Raw genomic sequence first — 18,697 nt, 5'->3', positions numbered from 1 at the left:
ACCTCGTGCAATTCGATTGCAAGCAGGAGATCGTATGTCGACGCCCATTCTGAACGAAGCCCCCGAAGCCCCCGAAGCAGCCGCGGCAGCAGCCGCCGGGGCCACCCCCCGCACGGCCACCCGTCGCCGTTACCTCATGTGCCGCCCCGAGCACTTCACCGTGGCCTACCGCATCAACCCGTGGATGGACCCGGCCCTCCCCACCGACACCGACCGCGCGGTCGCGCAGTGGCAGACGCTCTACGACACCTACCGCGAGCTCGGCCACGACGTCGAGCTCGTCGACCAGATCGAGGGCCTGCCCGACATGGTCTACACCGCCAACGGCGGCTTCGTCATCGACAACACGGCCTACGGCGCGAGCTTCACCCACGCGCAGCGCCAGCCCGAGGGACCCGCGTTCATGGACTGGTTCCGCGAGAACGGCTTCGACGTGGTCGAACCGCAGAACGTCAACGAGGGCGAGGGCGACTTCCTGCTCGTCGGCTCGCGCATCCTGGCCGGCACCGGCTTCCGCAGCGCCACCGGCAGCCACGAGGAGGTGGCCGCGCTGTTCGGCCGCGAGGTCGTGAGCCTCACCCTCGTGAACCCGAACTTCTACCACCTCGACACCGCCGTCTCGGTGCTCGACCCGGTCACCGACGACGCCGGTGCGAACATCGCCTATCTGCCGAGCGCCTTCGACGCCGAGAGCCGCGCCACCCTCGAGCGCCTCTACCCCGACGCCATCATCGTGAGCGAGGAGGACGGCTCCGTGCTCGGCCTCAACTCGATCTCCGACGGCCTCAACGTCGTGATCGCCTCGCGCGCCACCGGCTTCGAACGCCAGCTGCGCGAACGCGGCTACAACCCCATCGGCGTCGACCTCTCCGAGCTCCTGCGCGGCGGCGGCGGCGTGAAGTGCTGCACCCTGGAGCTGCGCTCATGACGGGGCCGGCTTCGGCGGCGTCGGCGGCGGAGCTCGTGATCATGGAGGAGGAGCACGCCGCCCACAACTACCACCCGCTTCCCGTCGTGATCGCGAGCGGCGAGGGCGCCTGGGTGACCGACGTCGACGGCCGGCGCTACCTCGACTGCCTGGCCGCGTACTCGGCCGTGAACTTCGGCCACTCGCATCCGGTGCTCCTCGAGGCCGCCCGCGAGCAGCTCGGCCGCATCACCCTCACGAGCCGTGCCTTCCACTCCGACCGCCTCGGCCCCTTCGTGGAGGAACTCGCCGCCCTCGCCGGCAAGGACATGGTGCTCCCGATGAACACGGGAGCCGAAGCCGTGGAGTCCGGCATCAAGGTCGCCCGCGCCTGGGGCTACCGCGTGAAGGGCGTCGCGCCCGGCCGCGCCACCATCATCGTGGCCGACGGCAACTTCCACGGTCGCACCACCACGATCGTCAGCTTCTCCGACGACCCCACCGCCCGCGACGACTTCGGCCCCTTCACCCCCGGGTTCGTGCGCGTTCCCTACGGAGACGCGGATGCGCTGGGCCGCGCCATCGACGACACCACCGTCGCCGTGCTGCTCGAGCCGATCCAGGGCGAGGCCGGCATCATCGTGCCGCCGGCCGGCTACCTGGCGCGCGTTCGCGAGCTCTGCACTGAGAACGAGGTGCTGTTCATCGCCGACGAGATCCAGTCGGGTCTCGGCCGCACCGGCGCCACTTTCGCGTGCGACCTCGTGGGCGTGGTTCCGGATGTCTACCTGCTCGGCAAAGCGCTCGGCGGCGGCATCGTGCCGGTGTCGGCGGTGGTCGCGAACCGCGACATCCTCGGCGTGCTGCGTCCGGGCGAGCACGGTTCGACCTTCGGCGGCAACCCGCTGGCGGCGGCCGTCGGCACCGCCGTGGTGCGGATGCTCGCCACGGGCGAGATGCAGAGCCGCGCCACCCTGCTCGGCGAGCGGCTGCAGCGCCGCCTCGGCGAACTGCTCGGGCACGGTGTGGTCGCGGTGCGGGGCGCCGGACTCTGGGCCGGCATCGACATCGACCCGGCTCTCGGCACTGGCCGCCAGGTGTGTGAACTTCTGATGGAGCGGGGCGTGCTGGCGAAGGACACGCACGGGTCCACCATCCGACTCGCCCCGCCGATCGTGATCGACCCCGAAGACCTCGACTGGGCGGTCGACCAGCTGAGCGCCGTGCTCGGCGAGCTCGGCGCCGCGGTGCCGACCGCCGCCCCGGCCGCCGTCTCCCGCTGACCCACCCCACACCCCGCCTCCCCCCCCGGGCCAGACCAGCTCGGCCACCCTCCGCCTGCCAAAAACAAGGAGTCTTGGCCCGCCACGCCGAGGATCCCACCTCGGCGACCGGCGAGTCGAGCCAAGACTCCTTGTTTTTGGCAGGGGTGGGTGGAGAGGGGACGGGATGGGTGGAGAGGGGACGGGAGGGGAGTGGCGTCATGAAAGGGGAGGGCGGGCGTCTCTTGGGGTGAGGGGTGGCGGAGTGCGGCCCGAGAGGAGAGTCGTATGGCACCCGAGGCCGAGTACACGGAGTCGCTCGACGCATCGCGGGGCTTGCTCTACGGGCTCGCCGCAGCCGCCGTGGCATGGCTGGCCATCGCGCTCGCCGTCGTGGCGCTCGCCGGCGGACTGACGTGAGCGAGGGCCCCGACGACCTCTACACTGGTTCATCAGGGGTTGGGGGGAAGGAAATCGGGATGGCCGACATCTCGAGCGCATCCGACAGCGCCTTGATCGAGCTGAGCCGCGCCGGCGACCGCACCGCCTTCGGCGAGCTCTGGCAGCGGCATTCGCGCGCGGCTCTCACCGTGGCGCGGTCGTTCACGAGCCTCGACGCCGACGACGTGGTGGCCGAGGCCTTCGCGAAGGTGTTCAGCGCCATCCGGGGCGGCGGCGGGCCCACCGGCGCATTCCGGCCCTACCTCTTCACCACCGTGCGCAACGTGGCCTCCTCGTGGGGGCGCGTGCAGCAGCCCGTGCAGGTGGAGGATGCCGACGCCTTCGAAGACCCGACCACGAGCGAGGACGAGGTGCTCGCCTCGCTCGACCGCTCCACCACGGCGCGGGCGTTCCGCTCGCTGCCCACCCGGTGGCAGGAGGTGCTCTGGTATACCGAGGTCGAGGCGATGAGCCCCCGGCACGTCGCCCCGCTGCTCGGCATGAAGCCGAATGCCGTGGCGGCGCTCGCCGTGCGCGCCCGCGAGGGACTCCGCCAGGCCTGGATCAGCGTGCACCTCTCGTCGAAATCGACCGACCCGGAGTGCCGCTCGACGGTCGAACGGCTCGCGGCCTACGCTCGCGGCTCGCTCGGCGCCCGCGCCACCGCGCAGGTCGCCGAGCACCTCGACGGATGCGCGCAGTGCCAGATCGTGGCCGAAGAGGCCGCGCACATCGGCTCGCGCATCGCCCTGGTGATGCTTCCGCTCGCGGCCGGGCTCACCGGTGCCGGCGTGTACCTCGCGGCGCTGCAGCACGGCGCGGGTGCGGCGGCAGCGGCGGCGGGTGCGGCCGGCGGCGCGGGGGTCGGCGGCGGTCTCGGCGGCGGCTCGGTCTCTGCCGGCGCCTCGGCGCATCTTGCGTCGCTCACCGGATTTCCGGGTGCGGGCGCGGCAGGCTCGGCGTCGGCCGGGAGCGGTGCGACCGGCGGTGCGGTTGCAGCCGGCGGTGCTTCCGCGGGGGTCGCCGGGGGCGGCGCCAGCGCCAGTTCGCTCGGTGGCGCGGGCGTGGCCGGATCGGCGTCGGCGGGGAGCGCTTCGGCCGGCGGTGCTTCAGCCGGAGCGGCTGCCAGCGGTGCGGGCGGCGGCGCGGGCAGCGCGGGCGGCGGCGCGGGAGCTGCGGGCGGTGGTGGCGGCCTCGCTGCCGGAGCCATCGTCGGGATCGCCGCCGCAGCCGTCGCCGTGCTCGCCGGCGCGGGAATCGCGCTCGCCGTCACCCTCGGGCCCGTCTGGTCGCAGGCCGCCGACGCCGGCACCACCGTCGCCGATGCCGGTGCACCCGCCGGGGACTCCGCGAACGGCTCGCCCTCCGACTCCTCGCCGAGCCTGATCGACCCCGTCGCCCCGGCGAGCACGGCGACGCCCACAGCCGCCCCCACTCCGGCCCCGGCTCCGGATGCGCCCACGACCCGGCCGACGTCGCGCCCGGTCGTCAGCGCTCCGCCCCCCGGCGTCGCGCCCGAGGTCGAGGCCCCGCCGGCGTCCACGGCTGCCGCCACCCCCGCCCCGAAGCCGACCGTCACACCGTCGCCCATGCCGACCCCGACGCCGTCTCCCACTCCAACGTCGACCCCCACGCCGACCCCGACCCCCACCCCCACGCCGACTCCAACTCCAACCCCCACCCCTCAGCCTCCCGAGGCCCCGGCCACCACCCTCGTCGCCGGCCCGACCGCCCTCTCCCCGGTGCTGGCCGGAGTCTCCGCCGAGCCCGGCGCCACGATCACGGCCACGCGCATCCCGGTGCCCGGCGAGGCGGCCCCGGGCCACGACGAGGTGGAGACCTGGACCACCACCGCCGACGCGACCGGCGCCTGGACGTTGCCCCTCGACGGCCTGCGGCCCGGCGCATCCGGAATCACCGTCACCCAGTCGGTGACCGACTCCGGCGGAACCCTCGTCTCCCCGGCCGGCATTCCCGTGGCCGTCGTGCTCGACGCGCCGCCGTCGTTGCAGGTCGACGAGGTCATCCCGGGCTGGATCTACCGTGTCACGGTCATCGGCACCCCGGGCGGAACCTTCCAGCTCGCGCACCGGAGCCCCACGGGGGTCGTCGACTGGACGAGCGACGTCTTCCCGCTCGACGCCGCGGGCACCTGGACCTCGGGGTATCTCTGGGACTTCCCCACGGGCGACTTCGTGGTGCGCTACTCCGACGGCACCCTGCGGGGCGCGCCGGGCTACCCGACTCCCTGACCCGCACCCGTCCTCTGATCCGGGTCCGCGCCGGCCCGGCCCTCCGACCCGGCGACGCCGGGGGCTCAGGCCAGCCCGGCCCGGAACGCGATGCCCGCCGCCTCGGCCCGCGTGTGCACGCCGAGCTTGCGGTAGAGGTGTGCCGTGACGGTCTTCACGGTGTTCGGGCTCACGAAGAGCTCCCGGCTGATCTCGGTGCCGGTCCTGCCCTGCGCCAGCAGGATCAGCACGTCGCGCTGGCGGGGCGTCAGCGATGCGAGGGCGTCGGTGGCGGTGGGCGGCGCCTGCTCGCCGACGGCTCCGAGCAACCGGATGGCGGGCGACCGCAGACCCGTGAGCTCGAACAGCGCCTCGCGATGCGTCGGGGTCAGGATGCCGTAGCTCGCGTGCAGCCCTTCGGCCTCGATGACCGCGTGGGCCAGCCGGAAGGCGTCGGCCGCGGCATCCGGAGCCTTCATGAGCTGCCGCGCGGCGGCGACGAGCAGCTGTGCGCCCGCCCGCATGCGCGGGCTGCGGCCGCCGGTGGCCGTGGCGGCGTGACGGAGCACCTCGCGGGCGTTGCCGGCACGGTAGGCGGAGGCCGCCGTCATGACGGCATCGAAAGGATCGGTGTCGTCGAGGGCGAAGCGCACCGCGTCGCCGGCGTCGAGCGGGAGGCCTCGGAGGGTGGCGAGCTGGGCGGAGGCGGCCAGGAGGTAACGCCGGTTCGCGCCGCCGGTGGTCACCGCCGGGGTCGTGCGCGCCAGTTCAGCCTCGAGGCGCTGCTGCAGCAGAACGGCCTGCTCGGCGGAGCGTGCCGCCCAGGCGCGAACCCAGAGTGCAGCCGCCCAGTGCTCTCCGATGTCCACCTCGTCGAGCGCACCGAGGGCGGCGGCGGTGGCGGCGGTGTCGAGCCGGTCGTTCCCGATGAGCGCCGCGGCCAGGTGCAACGGGGCGTCGTAGCGTGGGGTCGGAACGCCGGAGGCGGCTGCCCGTGCGACCCACCCCTCGGCCTCGTGGAGCTGACCCCGGTCGGCGTGCAGCCAGGCGAGCAGGGCGGCCGCCCGCCGGGCGATGGCCGGCTGGCCGGTGAGCGAGGCGAGCTCGTAGGCCTCCTCGAACGTCCGCACGCCGCCGAGGTCGGCGAACTGGTGGGCGAGGCCCCACTGCACGAGCAGGTGCGGCAGCGTGTCGCGCAGCGGGGCGCGCTCCACGTCGGTGAGCCCGTCGAGGAGGCGCCGGCCTTCAGCCGCGAATCGGCGCGCTTCCCGCAGACGGCCGGCGGTGCGGTGCCCCGACGACCGGGAGGTGGCCGCGACGAGCCGGTCGAAGGCGGCGCCGCCATCCGGGGCCCGGCCCACGGCATCCGCCGCGTTGTCATGGAAACGGCGCGGATCGGCCGCGACGACCAGGTGCTGCAGGTAGTTCGCGCCCGCGAGGAGGGCGGGGTGCTCCACGAGAGCCTCGCCCGGCAGGGCCTTGAACGCGGCGAGCAGCAGGGCGGGTTCGGAGTTCGCGTACCGGTCCCAGTGCCGGTTGATGAGCGCGGCGGCGGCCTCCCAGCCCTCGTCGGCACCGGCACGGGCGACCGCTCGGGCCAGGAGCTCGGGCGCGATGACGGTGCGTTCGTCGCGGGCGCGGCCGTCTTCGCCGGTGCTGCTGTCCAGCTCGAGGTGGTCGTCCGGGTGCGGATGCATGGTGGCTTGTCCCCTTCTCGCCGCCGGGTGGGTGCCCGGCCGGTGTGAGCCGCTCGTCGGTGCGGTCACTGAGGAGACGGCATCGGGCCGGATTCATGACGCGGATGCGCCGCTAGAATCGGATGCTGAAGGCAGGTGATGATGGCCGTTTCCGCAGAGGCGGGTTCGCGTGTCGACGAAGCGTACGAGTGGTTGCTGAACGAGATCACGGGCTTCCGCCTGCGATCGGGCTCGCCGCTCTCGGAGAACCGGCTCGCCACCCAGTTGGGCATCAGCCGCACGCCCGTGCGCGAAGCGCTGCAGCGTCTCGAGAAGGAGGGGCTGGTCAAGCGCACCGACAACGCGCGCTTCACGGTCTCGCAGCTCACCGCCACCGAGGTCAACGACGCCTGCGACCTGCTCGAGGTGCTCGACACCTACATCTGCCGCAAGGCCTCGAGCACCCTCACCGACGAGGAGGCCGCCCAGCTCAAGGGCTACGTCGACGACATGTACCGGGCCGCCGGCAACGACGACCGCGCCGGCTGGGCGCTCGCCGACCAGCTCTTCCACCGGTACGCGAACACTCTCTCGGGCAACGTGCTCGTGGCCGAGACCGTGCGCGAGACGCGCCGCCGCATCCAGCGCTTCTGGCTGCGCGCCGCATCGATGCAGAGCCGGCTGCTGTCCTGCGCCGAGGAGTACGACGAGCTCTACCGGGCCATGGTGGCCCACGACTACGCGGGCATCGAGCCGGCCGTCAAGAAGCACATCGGCCACATGCGCGAGCGGATGCTCGAGATGATCGCGGCCGCCGCCATCCTCCTCGGCGACGACTGACCGCATCCGGCCCATCGAACAGTCGCAGGTGGCCCCCATTGTGGCCTTTGAGGGGCACAGTGCGACTGGTCGATGCCGGCGCCGGCTACTCGGGCTCGGTCACGAAGTCGATGAGCTGCTCGACCCGGCCGAGCAGCACGGGCTCGAGGTCGGTGTAGGAGTTCACGCGCGAGAGGATGCGCTTCCAGGCGTGCGCGATGTCGGCCTGCGAGGCGTGTGGCCAGCCGAAGGCCTCGCAGATGCCGTGCTTCCACTCCAGCGTTCGCGGCACCGTGGGCCAGGCCCGGATGCCGAGGGCCTTCGGCGTGACGCCCTGCCAGATGTCGACGAAGGGATGCCCCACCACGAGCACGTGCGCCCCGAACGGCCCGCGCGCCACGGCTTCGGCGATGCGGCTCTCCTTCGATCCGGCCACGAGGTGGTCGACGAGCACGCCGACGCGGCGCGCGCGCGTCGGCGCGAAGTCGCGCACGATCGCGTCGAGGTCGTCGACGCCCTCGAGGTACTCGACCACCACGCCCTCGCCGCGCAGGTCGTCGCCCCACACCTTCTCGACGAGCTCGGCGTCGTGCCGCCCCTCCACGTAGATGCGGCTCGGGCGGGCGACGCGCGCGCGTTCGAGCGGCGCTGCGAACGAACCAGAGGCGGTGCGCTGCCGGCCCGCCGGAGCCGCGGCCTTCGGATGCACGAGCTGCACCGGGCGGCCCTCCAGCAGGAATCCGCCGCCGAGCGGGAACACCCGCCGCTTGCCGTGCCGGTCCTCGAGCTCCACCATGCGGCCCTCGACGCTCACGACACTGCCGCAGAAGTCGCTCGCGACCTCCTCCACCACGAGGTCGAACACGGCCTCGACCGTCGGCAGGGCCACGGGCGCGGCCCGGCGCTTGTAGTCGGCGAGCACGTCGGAGCCGTAGCGGTCGAAGGGGTCGGGGTCGAGAGGCACCTCAGCAGGCTACGCGGCCACCCGGCGCCCGCGCCGCAGCCGGCCCGGTGCGCCGCCGGCGCCGGGCCGGGCGCCCCCCGATCGGGCCGGGCAATGACCGCCCCGCCGACCCCATCGCCAGACCGCCCCGGCGTCTAGGCTGAAGCAGCACCGCCGCACGCGGCGACCGCAGCAGCAGAGAGGCAGGCCGTGACCGCATCCGTGCTCGCCGTCGGCGAATCGCTCATCGACGTCGTCGACGCCCCCGAGGTGGACGGCTCGCCCATCCTCGTCGAGCATCCGGGCGGCTCGCCCATGAACATCGCGCTCGGCGTCGCGCGCCTCGGCGTGCCCGTCACGCTGCTCACCGCCCTCGGCGCCGACGAGCGCGGCGAGGCGATCGTGCAGCACCTCGAGTCGGCGGGCGTCACCATCGCGCCCGAGTCCTTCCGTGACGAGCAGACGTCCTCGGCCACCGCGCACATCCAGACCGACGGATCGGCCGAGTACGACTTCGACGTGCGCTGGTCACTGCCCGACGGCATCCGGATGCCCACGGCCGACATCGTGCACGCCGGCTCGCTCGGCGCCTTCGTCGAGCCGGGCGCCTCGACGGTCGTCGCGGGGCTGCGCGAGGCCCGGGCCGCCGGCGCCGTCGTGACCTTCGACCCCAACATCCGCCCCGCTCTGGTGGGCACGCACGCCGCGGCCTTCGAGCGGTTCGCCGAGATCGCGGCGCTCAGCACCCTGCTGAAGCTCAGCGACGAAGACGCGGCCTGGCTCTATCCGGGCGCCTCGGCCGACGACGCGATCGACCGCATCCTGGCCCTCGGCCCGGCGCTGGTCGTCGTGACCCGGGGTGGCGACGGCGCGATCCTCGCGACCGCGGCCGAGCGGATGTCCGTGGCCGGCGCCCCGGTCGTGGTGGCCGACACCATCGGCGCGGGCGACTCGTTCATGAGCGCCCTGATCTGCCGGCTGGCCGCGATGCTCGACGAGGGCATCGCCCCCGAGGCGCTGCGCGACGGCAGCGCGTTCGACGCCGCCCGGCTCCAGGACCTCGGCGCCTTCGCCGCCCGCTGCGCGGCCGTCACGGTCTCCCGCGCGGGCGCGAACCCGCCCACCCTCGCCGACCTCGAGGGCTGAGCCGCCACCTCTCGCATCGACCGGTCGCATTGTGCCGCTCCGAGGCCGCGATGGGGGCACAATGCGACCGGTCGACGGGCGGGGGCGGTCGGGCCCCCTAGTTCGCGGCGGCTGAGGCGGCAGCAGCGGCCGCCGCGGCAGGCTTGCGCGCCGGTGCGCGCTTCGCCGGCGCCGCCTCGGCCGCCTGCACGGCCGCCGGCGCCACCACGCGCGGTGCGAGTCGCTCGAGCTGCGTCACGTGCGAGGGGTTCAGCTCCTCGAGCGAGTTCACCCCGAGCAGGCGCATGGTGCGCGAGATCTGCTCGCCGAGGATGCCGATCATGCGGTCGACGCCCTCGCGTCCCCCGGCCATGAGCCCGTAGAGGTAGGCGCGCCCCACGAGCGTGAAGCGGGCGCCGAGCGCGACGGAGGCGACGATGTCGGCCCCCGACATGATGCCCGTGTCGAGGTGGATCTCCATGTCCTTGCCGAGCTCGCGCGCGACATCCGGCAGCAGGTGGAAGGGGATCGGCGCCCGGTCGAGCTGGCGCCCGCCGTGGTTCGAGAGCGTGATGCCGTCGACGCCGAGGTCGGCGAGCCGGCGGGCATCCGCGATGTTCTGCACGCCCTTCACCACGATCTTGCCGGGCCACTGCGCCTTGATCCACTCGAGGTCCTCGAAGGTCACCGTGGGGTCGAACATCGAGTCCAGCAGCTCGCCGACGGTGCCCGACCAGCGGTCGAGCGAGGCGAAGGCGAGCGGTTCGGTGGTGAGGAAGTTGATCCACCACTCCGGCCGCGGGATGGCGTTCACTACGGTTCCGGCCGTGAGCTGCGGCGGGATGGAGAAACCGTTGCGCTTGTCGCGCAGCCGCGCGCCGGCCACGGGCACGTCGACGGTCACGAGCAGCGTGTCGAAGCCGGCGGCTGCGGCGCGCTCGACGAGCGCCATCGAGCGCGGGCGGTCCTTCCACATGTAGAGCTGGAACCAGTTGCGCCCCGTGGGGTTCGCGGCCTTCACGTCTTCGATGGCGGTGGTGCCCATGGTGGAGAGCGAGAACGGGATGCCCGCCGCGCCGGCAGCGCCCGCCCCGGCCACCTCGCCCTCGGTCTGCATCATGCGCGTGAAGCCCGTGGGCGCGATGCCGAAGGGCAGGGCGACGGGGGCGCCGAGCACGTCCCATCCGGTGTTCACGGTCGAGACGTCGCGCAGGATGGCGGGGTTGAACTGGATGTCCTGAAAGGCCTGACGCGCGCGCGAGAGGCTGATCTCGGCCTCGGCCGCGCCCTCGGTGTAGTCGAACGCGGCCTTCGGGGTGCGGCGCTTGGCGATGGTGCGCAGGTCTTCGACGGTGAGCGCGGCGGCGAGCCGGCGCTTCTTGGCGTTGAGCTCGGGCGCCTTGAACTGCATGAGCGGGGCGAGGTCTTTGATCTTGGGGATGCGGCGCTGAACCATGGTGTTCCTCCGGTCGGTGGGTGGTCGGTGCGGCTCGCGGCCGCCGGTGGTGTCTAGGGGGTGTGGGCGTGGATGCCCGAGACGTCGGTCTCGGCGTGGTACCTCTCGATGTGCTCGCGGATGCGCGTGCGCGCCAGCTCCGCATCGCCGTCGTCGATCGCCGCCACGATGCCGCGGTGCTCGGTCTTGAGGCGGGCGGAGGTGGTCTCCCACGACGGGAGGAACGATGCCCCCACGCGCACGTAGGCCTCGACGGAGTCGCGCAGGCCGCCCATCATGGCGGCCATCACCTCGTTGCCCGAGGCCGCGGCCAGCGCGAGATGGAAGGCCTGGTCGAGGGTGAGGAACTCGTCTCGCGACGTGGCGGGCGCATCCGCGGCCGGCACGGCCTCCATGGCGTCGAGCAGCTCGCGGGCCGCACTCAGCTCGGCGGCGGGATTCTCTGCGAGCTCGGTCACCACGGCCGACTCGAGCACGAGGCGCGTCTTCACCACGTCGCGCACCGCGAAGCCGTGGGCCGCCACCTGCAGCCGAACGAGAGCGGCCAGGCCGCCGGAGGGCCGGGCGATGATGATGGCGCCCGATTGCGGCCCGGATCCCGACTGGGTGCGGATGAGCCCCAGCACCTCGAGCACCCGGATGGCCTCGCGCACGCTCGAGCGCCCGACCCGAAGCTCGGCGGCGAGGGCCCGTTCGGCGGGCAGGTGATCGCCGGGCCTGAGCGCGCCCGAGATCAGCTCGCCCTCGATGTGCTGCAGCACGACCTCCCAGGCGCGGGCGGTGTCGAGAGGGGCGACGGATGCGTCGGTCACGCTGCTCTGCCTCCTCGCGTCTCGGATAGCCGAATGTGGTCAGACCACACGGTCAGACCACAGTAGCACGCGCCTTGGGCTGCTCGACAGTGTTCGGCGAGCCGCCGCTCACCTGAGTGTCTCGTCGAAGAAAACAGTAATTACTACTTTTAACTAGGCAGAAACAGAAACTTCTTGCTAACCTCGGCCCCATCACCAAGGACGGTGAACACGCGCCACTCCTCCCCGAGCGGGCGGCGCGCACCCTGAGAGAGGCCATCACTCATGTTTCAGCGTAGAAACTCCCGCCGGCACCGGCTCGTCCTGCTCGGCTCAGCCCTCGCAGCGACGGCGACCCTGGCCCTGGCCGGCTGTGCCGGTGGAGGCGCCGGCGGCACGACCGCCCCCACCTCGACCGCCTCGAGCGCCGACACCGCCGCCTTCCAGGCGAAGGTGAAGGCCGACGTGGAGAAGGGCTCGGCCGCGCAGACCCCCGAGTCGAACCCGGTGCCGACCGACGGCCCGCCCGTCGTGAGCGGCAAGTCGCTCGTCATCATCCCGTGCTCCATGGCGGTCGAGGGCTGCGCCCGGCCCGCGCGCTCCACGCAGGAGGCCGCGCAGCTGCTCGGCTGGAAGGCGACCATCGACGACCCGGCGAGCGACGGATCGAAGATCTCCGCCGCCATCCAGCGCGCCATCTCCAGCAAGGCCGACGCCATCCTCCTGACCTCGACGGATGCGGCGCCCTTCCAGGCCGACATCAAGGCGGCCCGCACCGCGGGCATCGCCGTGGTCTGCAACATGTGCGGCAACACCGACGACCTCTACCAGGCGGTGATCCCGCCGCTCGACCAGAACAACAAGGCCGGATACCTGCTCGGCGAATACGCCTACCTCGAGGCGCAGGCCCGGTTCGGCGCCCCGCCGAAGTTCATCATCCTCACCGACGACGAGTTCGACACCGTCAAGGCCCGTGTGGCGGGGCTGAAGCAGTTCATCGCCGACTGCCAGGCCGCCGGAGCCGGCTGCGAGCAGGTCGCGGAGGGGTCGTTCCTGGCCGCGGAGATCTCCACCACCGCGCCGAGCCGGGTGGCTCAGCTCGCCCGTGCGAACCCCGACTACAACGTGCTCTTCGCCGGCTTCGACGCCGCGATGCTGTTCATCTCGCAGGGCCTCCAGCAGGCGGGGCTCGCCGACCCGCAGAAGGCTTTCGGCATCTCCGTCGACGCGGACGTCGCCAACACCGAGATGATCCGCACGAACGGCTTCCAGGCCGCGTCCATCGGATTCGCGTTCAACCGCGCCGGCTACGGCCAGGTCGACAACCTCAACCGCATCTTCAACGGCAAGGACGGCGTCGACCAAGGGGTCACCGGCAAGCTCATCACGGCCGACAACGCCCCGGCCACCGGTGGCTGGGACGGTGACTTCGACGCGAACGTCCTGTACGAGAAGTCCTGGGGCGTGAAGTGACCGACGTCATCCCGGTCTCCGCCGGCCCGCGCACGGTTCTCTCCGTGCGCGGGCTGGCGAAGTCCTTCGCCGGGCAACGGGCGCTGAAAGGAGTGGACCTCGAGCTCGTCGCGGGCGAGGTGCATGCTCTGCTCGGCCAGAACGGCTGCGGCAAGTCGACGCTCATCAAGTGCCTCGCCGGGTTCTACGAACCGGATGAGGGTGCCGAGCTGCGGATCGACGGCGAGCTCGTCGATCTGCCGTATCCGCCGGCGAAGGCGGCCCAGCTCGGCCTGGTCTTCGTGCACCAGGATCTCGGGCTCGTGCCCACCCTCTCGATCACCGAGAACTTCGCCCTCTCGCAGCACTACGACACGCGTGGGCTGGCGCCGATCCGTTGGCGGGCGCTCCGGGCCCGCGCCTCGGCGGAGCTGGCGGCCCTCGGCCACGCCGACCTCGACCCTCGGGCGAGGGTCGCCGACCTCCCGGTGGCCTCCCAGACCATCGTCGCCATCGCCCGGGCGCTCAGTGCAGCCGGCGCGGGCGCGCGCGTGCTCGTGCTCGACGAGCCCACCGCGGCGCTCCCCGACGCCGAGGCGGCCCGGCTGTTCGCCGCCGTGCGCAAGGTCGTGGAGCGCGGGGTCGCCGTGCTCTACGTGACGCACAAGCTCGACGAGCTGGGCGCCTTCGTCGACCGGGCCACGATCCTCCGCGACGGCGAGAACGTCGACACCGTGCGCATCAGCGACACCGACACCGGTTCGCTCGTTCGTCACATCGTCGGCCGCGACGTGGAGACGATCGTGCGGAGCCGCGACACCGCGCCCGCGGGCGACTCCGTCCTCACCGTCGACGGCCTCTCGGGCAACCGTCTCGAGAACGTGGGCTTCCGCCTGCGCCCGGGCGAGATCGTGGGAGTGGCGGGGATGCTCGGCTCGGGCCGCAGCGAACTCGCCCGCATCCTCTTCGGCGAGCAGGCCGCGACCGCCGGCCGGATCGAGCTGCGGGGTCGCGTGCTGGGCCGCCACTCCCCCCGCCGGGCGGTCGCCGCGGGCATCGCCCTCATCCCGGAGGACCGCCGGCGGGAGGGCGGGGTGCTCGACATGAGCGTGGCCGAGAACCTCACCCTCACCACCATCCGGCGGTTCTGGCGCGGCACCCGGCTCTCCCGCGGTCGTGAGCGCAGTCGCGTGCGCGAGCTGATCCGCGAGTACGACGTGCGCCCGGCCGCGGCCGGCCGCAAATTCCGCGTGCTCTCCGGCGGCAACCAGCAGAAGGTCGTCATCGCGAAGTGGCTCGAGACCGACCCGGCCCTGCTCGTGTTCGACGAGCCGGTGCAGGGGGTCGACGTCGGAGCCCGCGCCGAGATCTTCGGGATGATCGCCGCCGCGGCGGAGAACGGCGCGGCCGTGGTGCTCATCTCCTCCGAGATCGAGCAGACGATCGCGCTCAGCCACCGCGTGCTGGTGCTGCGCAACGGCCGGCTCGTCGCCGACTGGCCGACGGCCGGGCTCACGCCGCAGCGGGTGACCCAGGCGATGTACTTCGACGACGACGCTGCCGCCGAACCTTCCCCCTCACGACAGGAGCCCCCGGCATGAACGCGCCCCGATCCACCCCACTCCACGAACCGCCCACCGAGACCGCCGCCCGGGCGGCCGTGCCGCCGGCGGACCCGCACCCCCGAGAGCCGCGCTCGCTGCTGTTCGCCCGGATCGCCCTGCCGCTCCTGCTCGTGCTGCTCGTCGTCGTGTTCTCCATCCTCGCGCCGAGCACCTTCGCCACGATCGACAACCTCAAGACGGTTCTCAACCTCCAGGCCGTGCTCACGATCCTGGCGATCGGACTGCTGCTGCCGCTCATCGTCGGCGAGCTCGACCTCTCGGTGGCGGCGAACCTCGGCCTCGGCCTCATCCTCGTCACCGGCCTCACCTCGCAACAGGGTGTTCCGGTGTACCTCGCGATCGTGATCGCCGTCGCCGCGTGCACACTCGTGGGCGTGGTGAACGGACTGCTCGTCACGAAGGTGGGAATCAACTCGTTCATCGTCACGATCGGCATGAGCACGGTGCTGACCGGCGTGATCGGCGCCTACACGCTCGGCAACGTCTTCTACGAGAACATCCCGGTCGAGCTCACCTCGCTCGGAAAGGGCGATCTCTTCGGCATCCCCCTGCCCGTCGTCTACGCTGCGATCGTGGCGATCGTCGTTGCCTACGTGCTCACGATGACGCCGATCGGCCGCTTCCTCTACGCCATCGGCGGCTCGAAGGATGCGGCGCGCCTGTCGGGCGTGCCCGTCGCGCGCCTGACGATCGGAGCGTTCGCGGGCGCCGGCGCGCTCGCCGGGATCGCGGGCGTGGTGCAGGCCGGCATCCTCGGCAGCGGCAACCCGACCGTCGGTCCGCCGTTCCTGCTGCCGGCCTTCGCCGCCGCCTACCTCGGTGCGACCGCCATCTCGCCCGGCACGTTCAACGTGTGGGGCACGGTGATCGCGGTCGTCACCCTGCAGGTCGGCACCACCGGCCTGGCGCTGCTCGGCGCCCCGTTCTGGCTCGAACCCATCTTCACCGGGGTGGCGCTGATCGGCGCCGTCGCAGCGACCCGGTACCTACGAAAGGAAGCACTCTGATGCGCATCGAACTCACCGGCAAGAAGGCCCTCGTCACCGGCTCCAGTCAGGGCATCGGGCTGGCCGTCGCCGCCGGGCTCGCCGAGGCCGGGGCCGACGTCGTCATCACCGGCCGTGACGCCGCCAAACTCCGGGCCGCCGCCGATTCCCTCGACGCCGCCGGCTTCGCGGGCACGGTGACCCCGGTGGCCGCCGATCTCAGCGGTGCCGCGGGGGCCCACGCGCTCTTCGAGGCCGTGCCGGCCGTCGACGTGCTCGTCAACAACCTCGGCATCTTCGAGCCCCGCGACTTCTTCGACATCGACGACGAGGAGTGGCTGCGCTTCTTCGAGGTCAACGTGCTCAGCGGCATCCGCACCGCGCGTCACTACCTGCCCGGCATGGTCGAGAACGGCTGGGGCCGCGTGGTCTTCGTCTCGAGCGAGTCGGCCCTGCAGATCCCGCCCGAGATGATGCACTACGGCGCCACGAAGACGATGCAGCTGGGCGTGGCCCGCGGGCTGGCCGAGCGGATGGCGGGCACGGGCGTCACGGTCAACTCGGTGCTGCCCGGCACGACGTTCTCCGAGGGCGTCTCCGACTTCGTCGTGAAGATGGGCGCCAACGCGCACCTCTCGCCCCGCGAGCAGACCGACGCCTTCGTGAAGGAGCACCGGCCCACCTCGATCATCCAGCGCGCGGTCGGCACCGAGGAGGTGGCCAACCTCGTGGTGTACCTCAGCTCCGAGCAGGCGGCCGCCACGACCGGCTCTGCCGTCTCCGTCGACGGGGGCATCCGTCGTGCGATCTTCTGAGCAGTCGGTGCGCCGCTTCATCCAGATCGGCCTCGGCTGGTGGGGGGAGGGCTGGGCACGCGAGCTCGCCGCCTCCCCGCGCTCCGAGCTCGTCGCCATCGTCGACTCGGATGCCGCCGCGCTCCGGTCGGTCGGCGACGCGCTCGGGCTCCCGGAGGCGGCCCGGTTCACCCGGCCCGAGGATGCCCTGGCTGCGATCGCGGCAGACGCGGCGCTCGTCGTCGTGCCGCCCGCTCTGCACGCCCCCGTGAGCATCCTGTGTCTGAACGCCGGGCTCGACGTGCTGCTCGAGAAGCCGTTCGCCCCCACCCTCGAGGAGGCGCGCCCGGTGGTCGAACTCGCCGACTCGCTCGGCCGGGCGCTGATGATCTCGCAGACCTTCCGCTTCCGCCGCGGGCCGCGCACCGTGCAGCAGCTCATCGCGACCGGCCGGATCGGGCGGGTCGAGCAGGTCTTCGGCACCTTCCAGAAGGCGTCGCCGTTCACGGGGTTCCGCACCGAGATGGCGGAGCCGCTGATCGTCGACATGGCGATCCACCATTTCGACTTCGTGCGTGGCGTCTTCGGGCTCGAACCGGTCCGGGTGCGGGCGCGCAGTTTCAATCCGAGTTGGTCGTGGTTCGCCGGCAACGCGAGCGCGCTCGTGGAGTTCGAGACGGCCGACGGCGCGGTCGTGTCCTGGACCGGGAGCTACGTCTCCCGAGGGCCGCTCACCACCTGGGACGGCTCCTGGGACGTCCACGGCACCCGCGGCTCGCTGCACTGGGCGGCGAACGAGGTGACCCTGCGGCCCTCCGAGTTCGCCGACACCATCTATCTGCCCGGGGGACTCGAGAAGAGCGATGACGTGATGGCGATGTCGCTCGTCGACATGCCCCAGGAGGAGCGGGCCGCCGTGCTGGACGAGTTCCTCGACGCCCTGGGCGAGGGCCGGGAGCCCGTGCCGAGCGGGCGTGACAACCTCGGCTCGATCGCCCTCGTGCTCGCGGCGGCGGAGTCCGCCCGACGCGGCGGGGAGCCCGTCGAGCTCTCTTAAGAAATTTTCAACGCTCTCTTGCAATCGAAGAAATTTCCCCTATCCTAAATCCATCGGTAAACATTTCCCACCCCCCGAGAGGAAATCATGAACGTACGAACTCGCAGCATCGTCGCTGCGACCGCCGCAGGAGCGATGCTGCTCCTCGGCCTGAGCGGATGCGCCGGCGCATCCTCTGCGAACTCCGGTGAGCCCCTCGTCGGCCTCATCATCAAGACCCAGGACAACCCCTTCTACGTGAAGATGACCGACGGCGCCAAGACCGAGGCCGCCTCGCTGGGGTTCAACCTCCAGGTCGCGAGCGGCGACGGCCAGAGCGACGTCGACTCCCAGATCAAGGCGATCGAGAACTTCACGGCCCAGGGCGCCAAGGCGATCCTCATCACCCCGGCCGGCGACGGCATCGTGCCCGCCATCAAGAAGGCCCAGCAGGCCGGCATCGTGGTGTTCGCCATGGACTCGCCGCTCGGAGACGGCTCCGGCGTCGACGGCACCTTCGCCACCGACAACAAACTGGCCGGTGAACTGGTCGGCGAGTGGGCCAAGGCCGCACTCGGCAGCACCCCGGCGCGCATCGCCACCCTCGACCTCAGCACCGACCAGATCCCGGTCGACGTCGCCCGCAACCAGGGCTTCCTCGAGGGCTTCGGCATCGACCTGGCCGACCCCACGAAGATGTGGGACGAGAGCGACCCCCGCCTGATCGGCCACGAGGTCACCGACGCCAACGAGGCCGGCGGCCGCACGGGCATGGAGAAGCTGCTGCAGAAGGACCCGACGATCAACCTCGTCTACACGATCAACGAGCCCACCGCGGCCGGCGCCTATCAGGCGGTCGTCGCGGCCGGCCTCCAGGGCGCCATCACGATCGTCTCCGTGGACGGCGGATGCCCCGGCGTCACCAACGTGAAGCAGGGCATCATCGCGGCCACCTCGATGCAGTTCCCGCTCGAGATGTCGAAGCAGGCCCTGCAGGCCGTGAAGGCGTACCTCGCCGACGGCACCAAGCCGCAGAACAGCGAGGGCCTCGACTTCACGAACACCGGAGTCACCCTGATCACCGACAAGCCGCAACAAGGCGTCGACTCCGAGGACACCACCTTCGGTCTCGACAAGTGCTGGGGCTGAGCGA

Annotated in this window: 16 protein-coding genes; 12 read left to right on the top strand and 4 right to left on the bottom strand. The window is 72.1% G+C overall.

The genetic code is table 11. The features are described from left to right. Positions 1–34 precede the first annotated feature (34 nt). From ddaH to VD659_RS06835, 4 genes are all read left to right on the top strand, one after another. The gene (ddaH, locus tag VD659_RS06850) at positions 35–928 is read left to right on the top strand and encodes a dimethylargininase (protein ID WP_423260380.1); all 894 of its coding nucleotides are present in this window, start codon (positions 35–37) and stop codon (positions 926–928) included. Further along, positions 925–2,190: an ornithine--oxo-acid transaminase gene (gene rocD / locus VD659_RS06845; protein ID WP_423260379.1), complete on the top strand. Its 1,266-nt coding sequence runs from the start codon at positions 925–927 to the stop codon at positions 2,188–2,190. The genes ddaH and rocD overlap by 4 nt, the downstream gene beginning before the upstream one ends. A gap of 267 nt (positions 2,191–2,457) precedes the next feature. Continuing rightward, on the top strand, positions 2,458–2,589 hold the full coding sequence (locus VD659_RS06840; RefSeq protein ID WP_423260378.1) for a hypothetical protein: 132 nt from the start codon (positions 2,458–2,460) through the stop codon (positions 2,587–2,589). A gap of 59 nt (positions 2,590–2,648) precedes the next feature. Further along, a complete protein-coding gene (locus VD659_RS06835) occupies positions 2,649–4,862 on the top strand; it encodes a sigma-70 family RNA polymerase sigma factor (RefSeq protein WP_423260377.1) in 2,214 nt (737 codons plus the stop codon). Positions 4,863–4,927: 65 nt separating this feature from the next. On the opposite strand, the gene VD659_RS06830 is transcribed toward VD659_RS06835, so the two are convergent. Continuing rightward, positions 4,928–6,538, bottom strand: coding sequence for a LuxR C-terminal-related transcriptional regulator (locus tag VD659_RS06830; RefSeq protein ID WP_423260376.1), 1,611 nt, complete (start codon positions 6,536–6,538; stop codon positions 4,928–4,930). Positions 6,539–6,679: 141 nt separating this feature from the next. Between VD659_RS06830 and VD659_RS06825 the strand changes: the two genes are divergently transcribed. After that, entirely contained in the window at positions 6,680–7,357 is a 678-nt protein-coding gene (locus VD659_RS06825; protein WP_171010897.1) for a GntR family transcriptional regulator, read from the top strand. Between the two features lie 85 nt (positions 7,358–7,442). Here VD659_RS06825 and VD659_RS06820 read toward each other — a convergent pair whose 3' ends face one another. Next, a complete protein-coding gene (locus tag VD659_RS06820) occupies positions 7,443–8,300 on the bottom strand; it encodes a DUF3097 domain-containing protein (RefSeq protein WP_423260375.1) in 858 nt (285 codons plus the stop codon). A gap of 189 nt (positions 8,301–8,489) precedes the next feature. Here VD659_RS06820 and VD659_RS06815 point away from each other — a divergent pair, with 189 nt between their 5' ends. After that, the gene (locus tag VD659_RS06815; protein ID WP_423260374.1) at positions 8,490–9,425 is read left to right on the top strand and encodes a carbohydrate kinase family protein; all 936 of its coding nucleotides are present in this window, start codon (positions 8,490–8,492) and stop codon (positions 9,423–9,425) included. A 97-nt stretch (positions 9,426–9,522) separates the two neighbouring features. Here the strand turns inward: VD659_RS06815 and VD659_RS06810 are convergent, their stop codons facing one another. Then, positions 9,523–10,860 carry an alpha-hydroxy acid oxidase gene (locus VD659_RS06810; RefSeq protein WP_423260373.1) on the bottom strand — a complete coding sequence of 446 codons (1,338 nt, stop codon included), beginning with the start codon at positions 10,858–10,860 and terminating at the stop codon, positions 9,523–9,525. Between the two features lie 53 nt (positions 10,861–10,913). Beyond that, positions 10,914–11,672, bottom strand: a complete 759-nt coding sequence (locus VD659_RS06805; RefSeq protein ID WP_423260372.1) for a FadR/GntR family transcriptional regulator — start codon at positions 11,670–11,672, stop codon at positions 10,914–10,916. A 264-nt stretch (positions 11,673–11,936) separates the two neighbouring features. Here VD659_RS06805 and VD659_RS06800 point away from each other — a divergent pair, with 264 nt between their 5' ends. From VD659_RS06800 to VD659_RS06775, 6 genes are all read left to right on the top strand, one after another. Continuing rightward, a complete protein-coding gene (locus VD659_RS06800; protein ID WP_423260371.1) occupies positions 11,937–13,124 on the top strand; it encodes a sugar ABC transporter substrate-binding protein in 1,188 nt (395 codons plus the stop codon). Beyond that, the gene (locus VD659_RS06795; RefSeq protein WP_423260370.1) at positions 13,121–14,704 is read left to right on the top strand and encodes a sugar ABC transporter ATP-binding protein; all 1,584 of its coding nucleotides are present in this window, start codon (positions 13,121–13,123) and stop codon (positions 14,702–14,704) included. The genes VD659_RS06800 and VD659_RS06795 overlap by 4 nt, the downstream gene beginning before the upstream one ends. After that, positions 14,701–15,735 (top strand): ABC transporter permease, encoded by a 1,035-nt coding sequence (locus VD659_RS06790; protein WP_423260369.1) that lies wholly within the window; start codon positions 14,701–14,703, stop codon positions 15,733–15,735. Before VD659_RS06795 ends, VD659_RS06790 begins: the two co-directional genes overlap by 4 nt. Next, positions 15,735–16,529, top strand: coding sequence for an SDR family NAD(P)-dependent oxidoreductase (locus tag VD659_RS06785; RefSeq protein WP_423260368.1), 795 nt, complete (start codon positions 15,735–15,737; stop codon positions 16,527–16,529). Before VD659_RS06790 ends, VD659_RS06785 begins: the two co-directional genes overlap by 1 nt. Continuing rightward, positions 16,516–17,565 carry a Gfo/Idh/MocA family protein gene (locus tag VD659_RS06780; RefSeq protein ID WP_423260367.1) on the top strand — a complete coding sequence of 350 codons (1,050 nt, stop codon included), beginning with the start codon at positions 16,516–16,518 and terminating at the stop codon, positions 17,563–17,565. Before VD659_RS06785 ends, VD659_RS06780 begins: the two co-directional genes overlap by 14 nt. An 87-nt stretch (positions 17,566–17,652) precedes the next feature. Beyond that, positions 17,653–18,693: a substrate-binding domain-containing protein gene (locus tag VD659_RS06775; protein ID WP_423260366.1), complete on the top strand. Its 1,041-nt coding sequence runs from the start codon at positions 17,653–17,655 to the stop codon at positions 18,691–18,693. Positions 18,694–18,697 lie beyond the last annotated feature (4 nt).

It is taken from the genome of Herbiconiux sp. 11R-BC (assembly GCF_049472555.1).
In the GTDB taxonomy this organism is placed as follows: Bacteria; Actinomycetota; Actinomycetes; order Actinomycetales; family Microbacteriaceae; genus Herbiconiux.
This window is presented reverse-complemented; position numbering and strand designations above follow the sequence as displayed.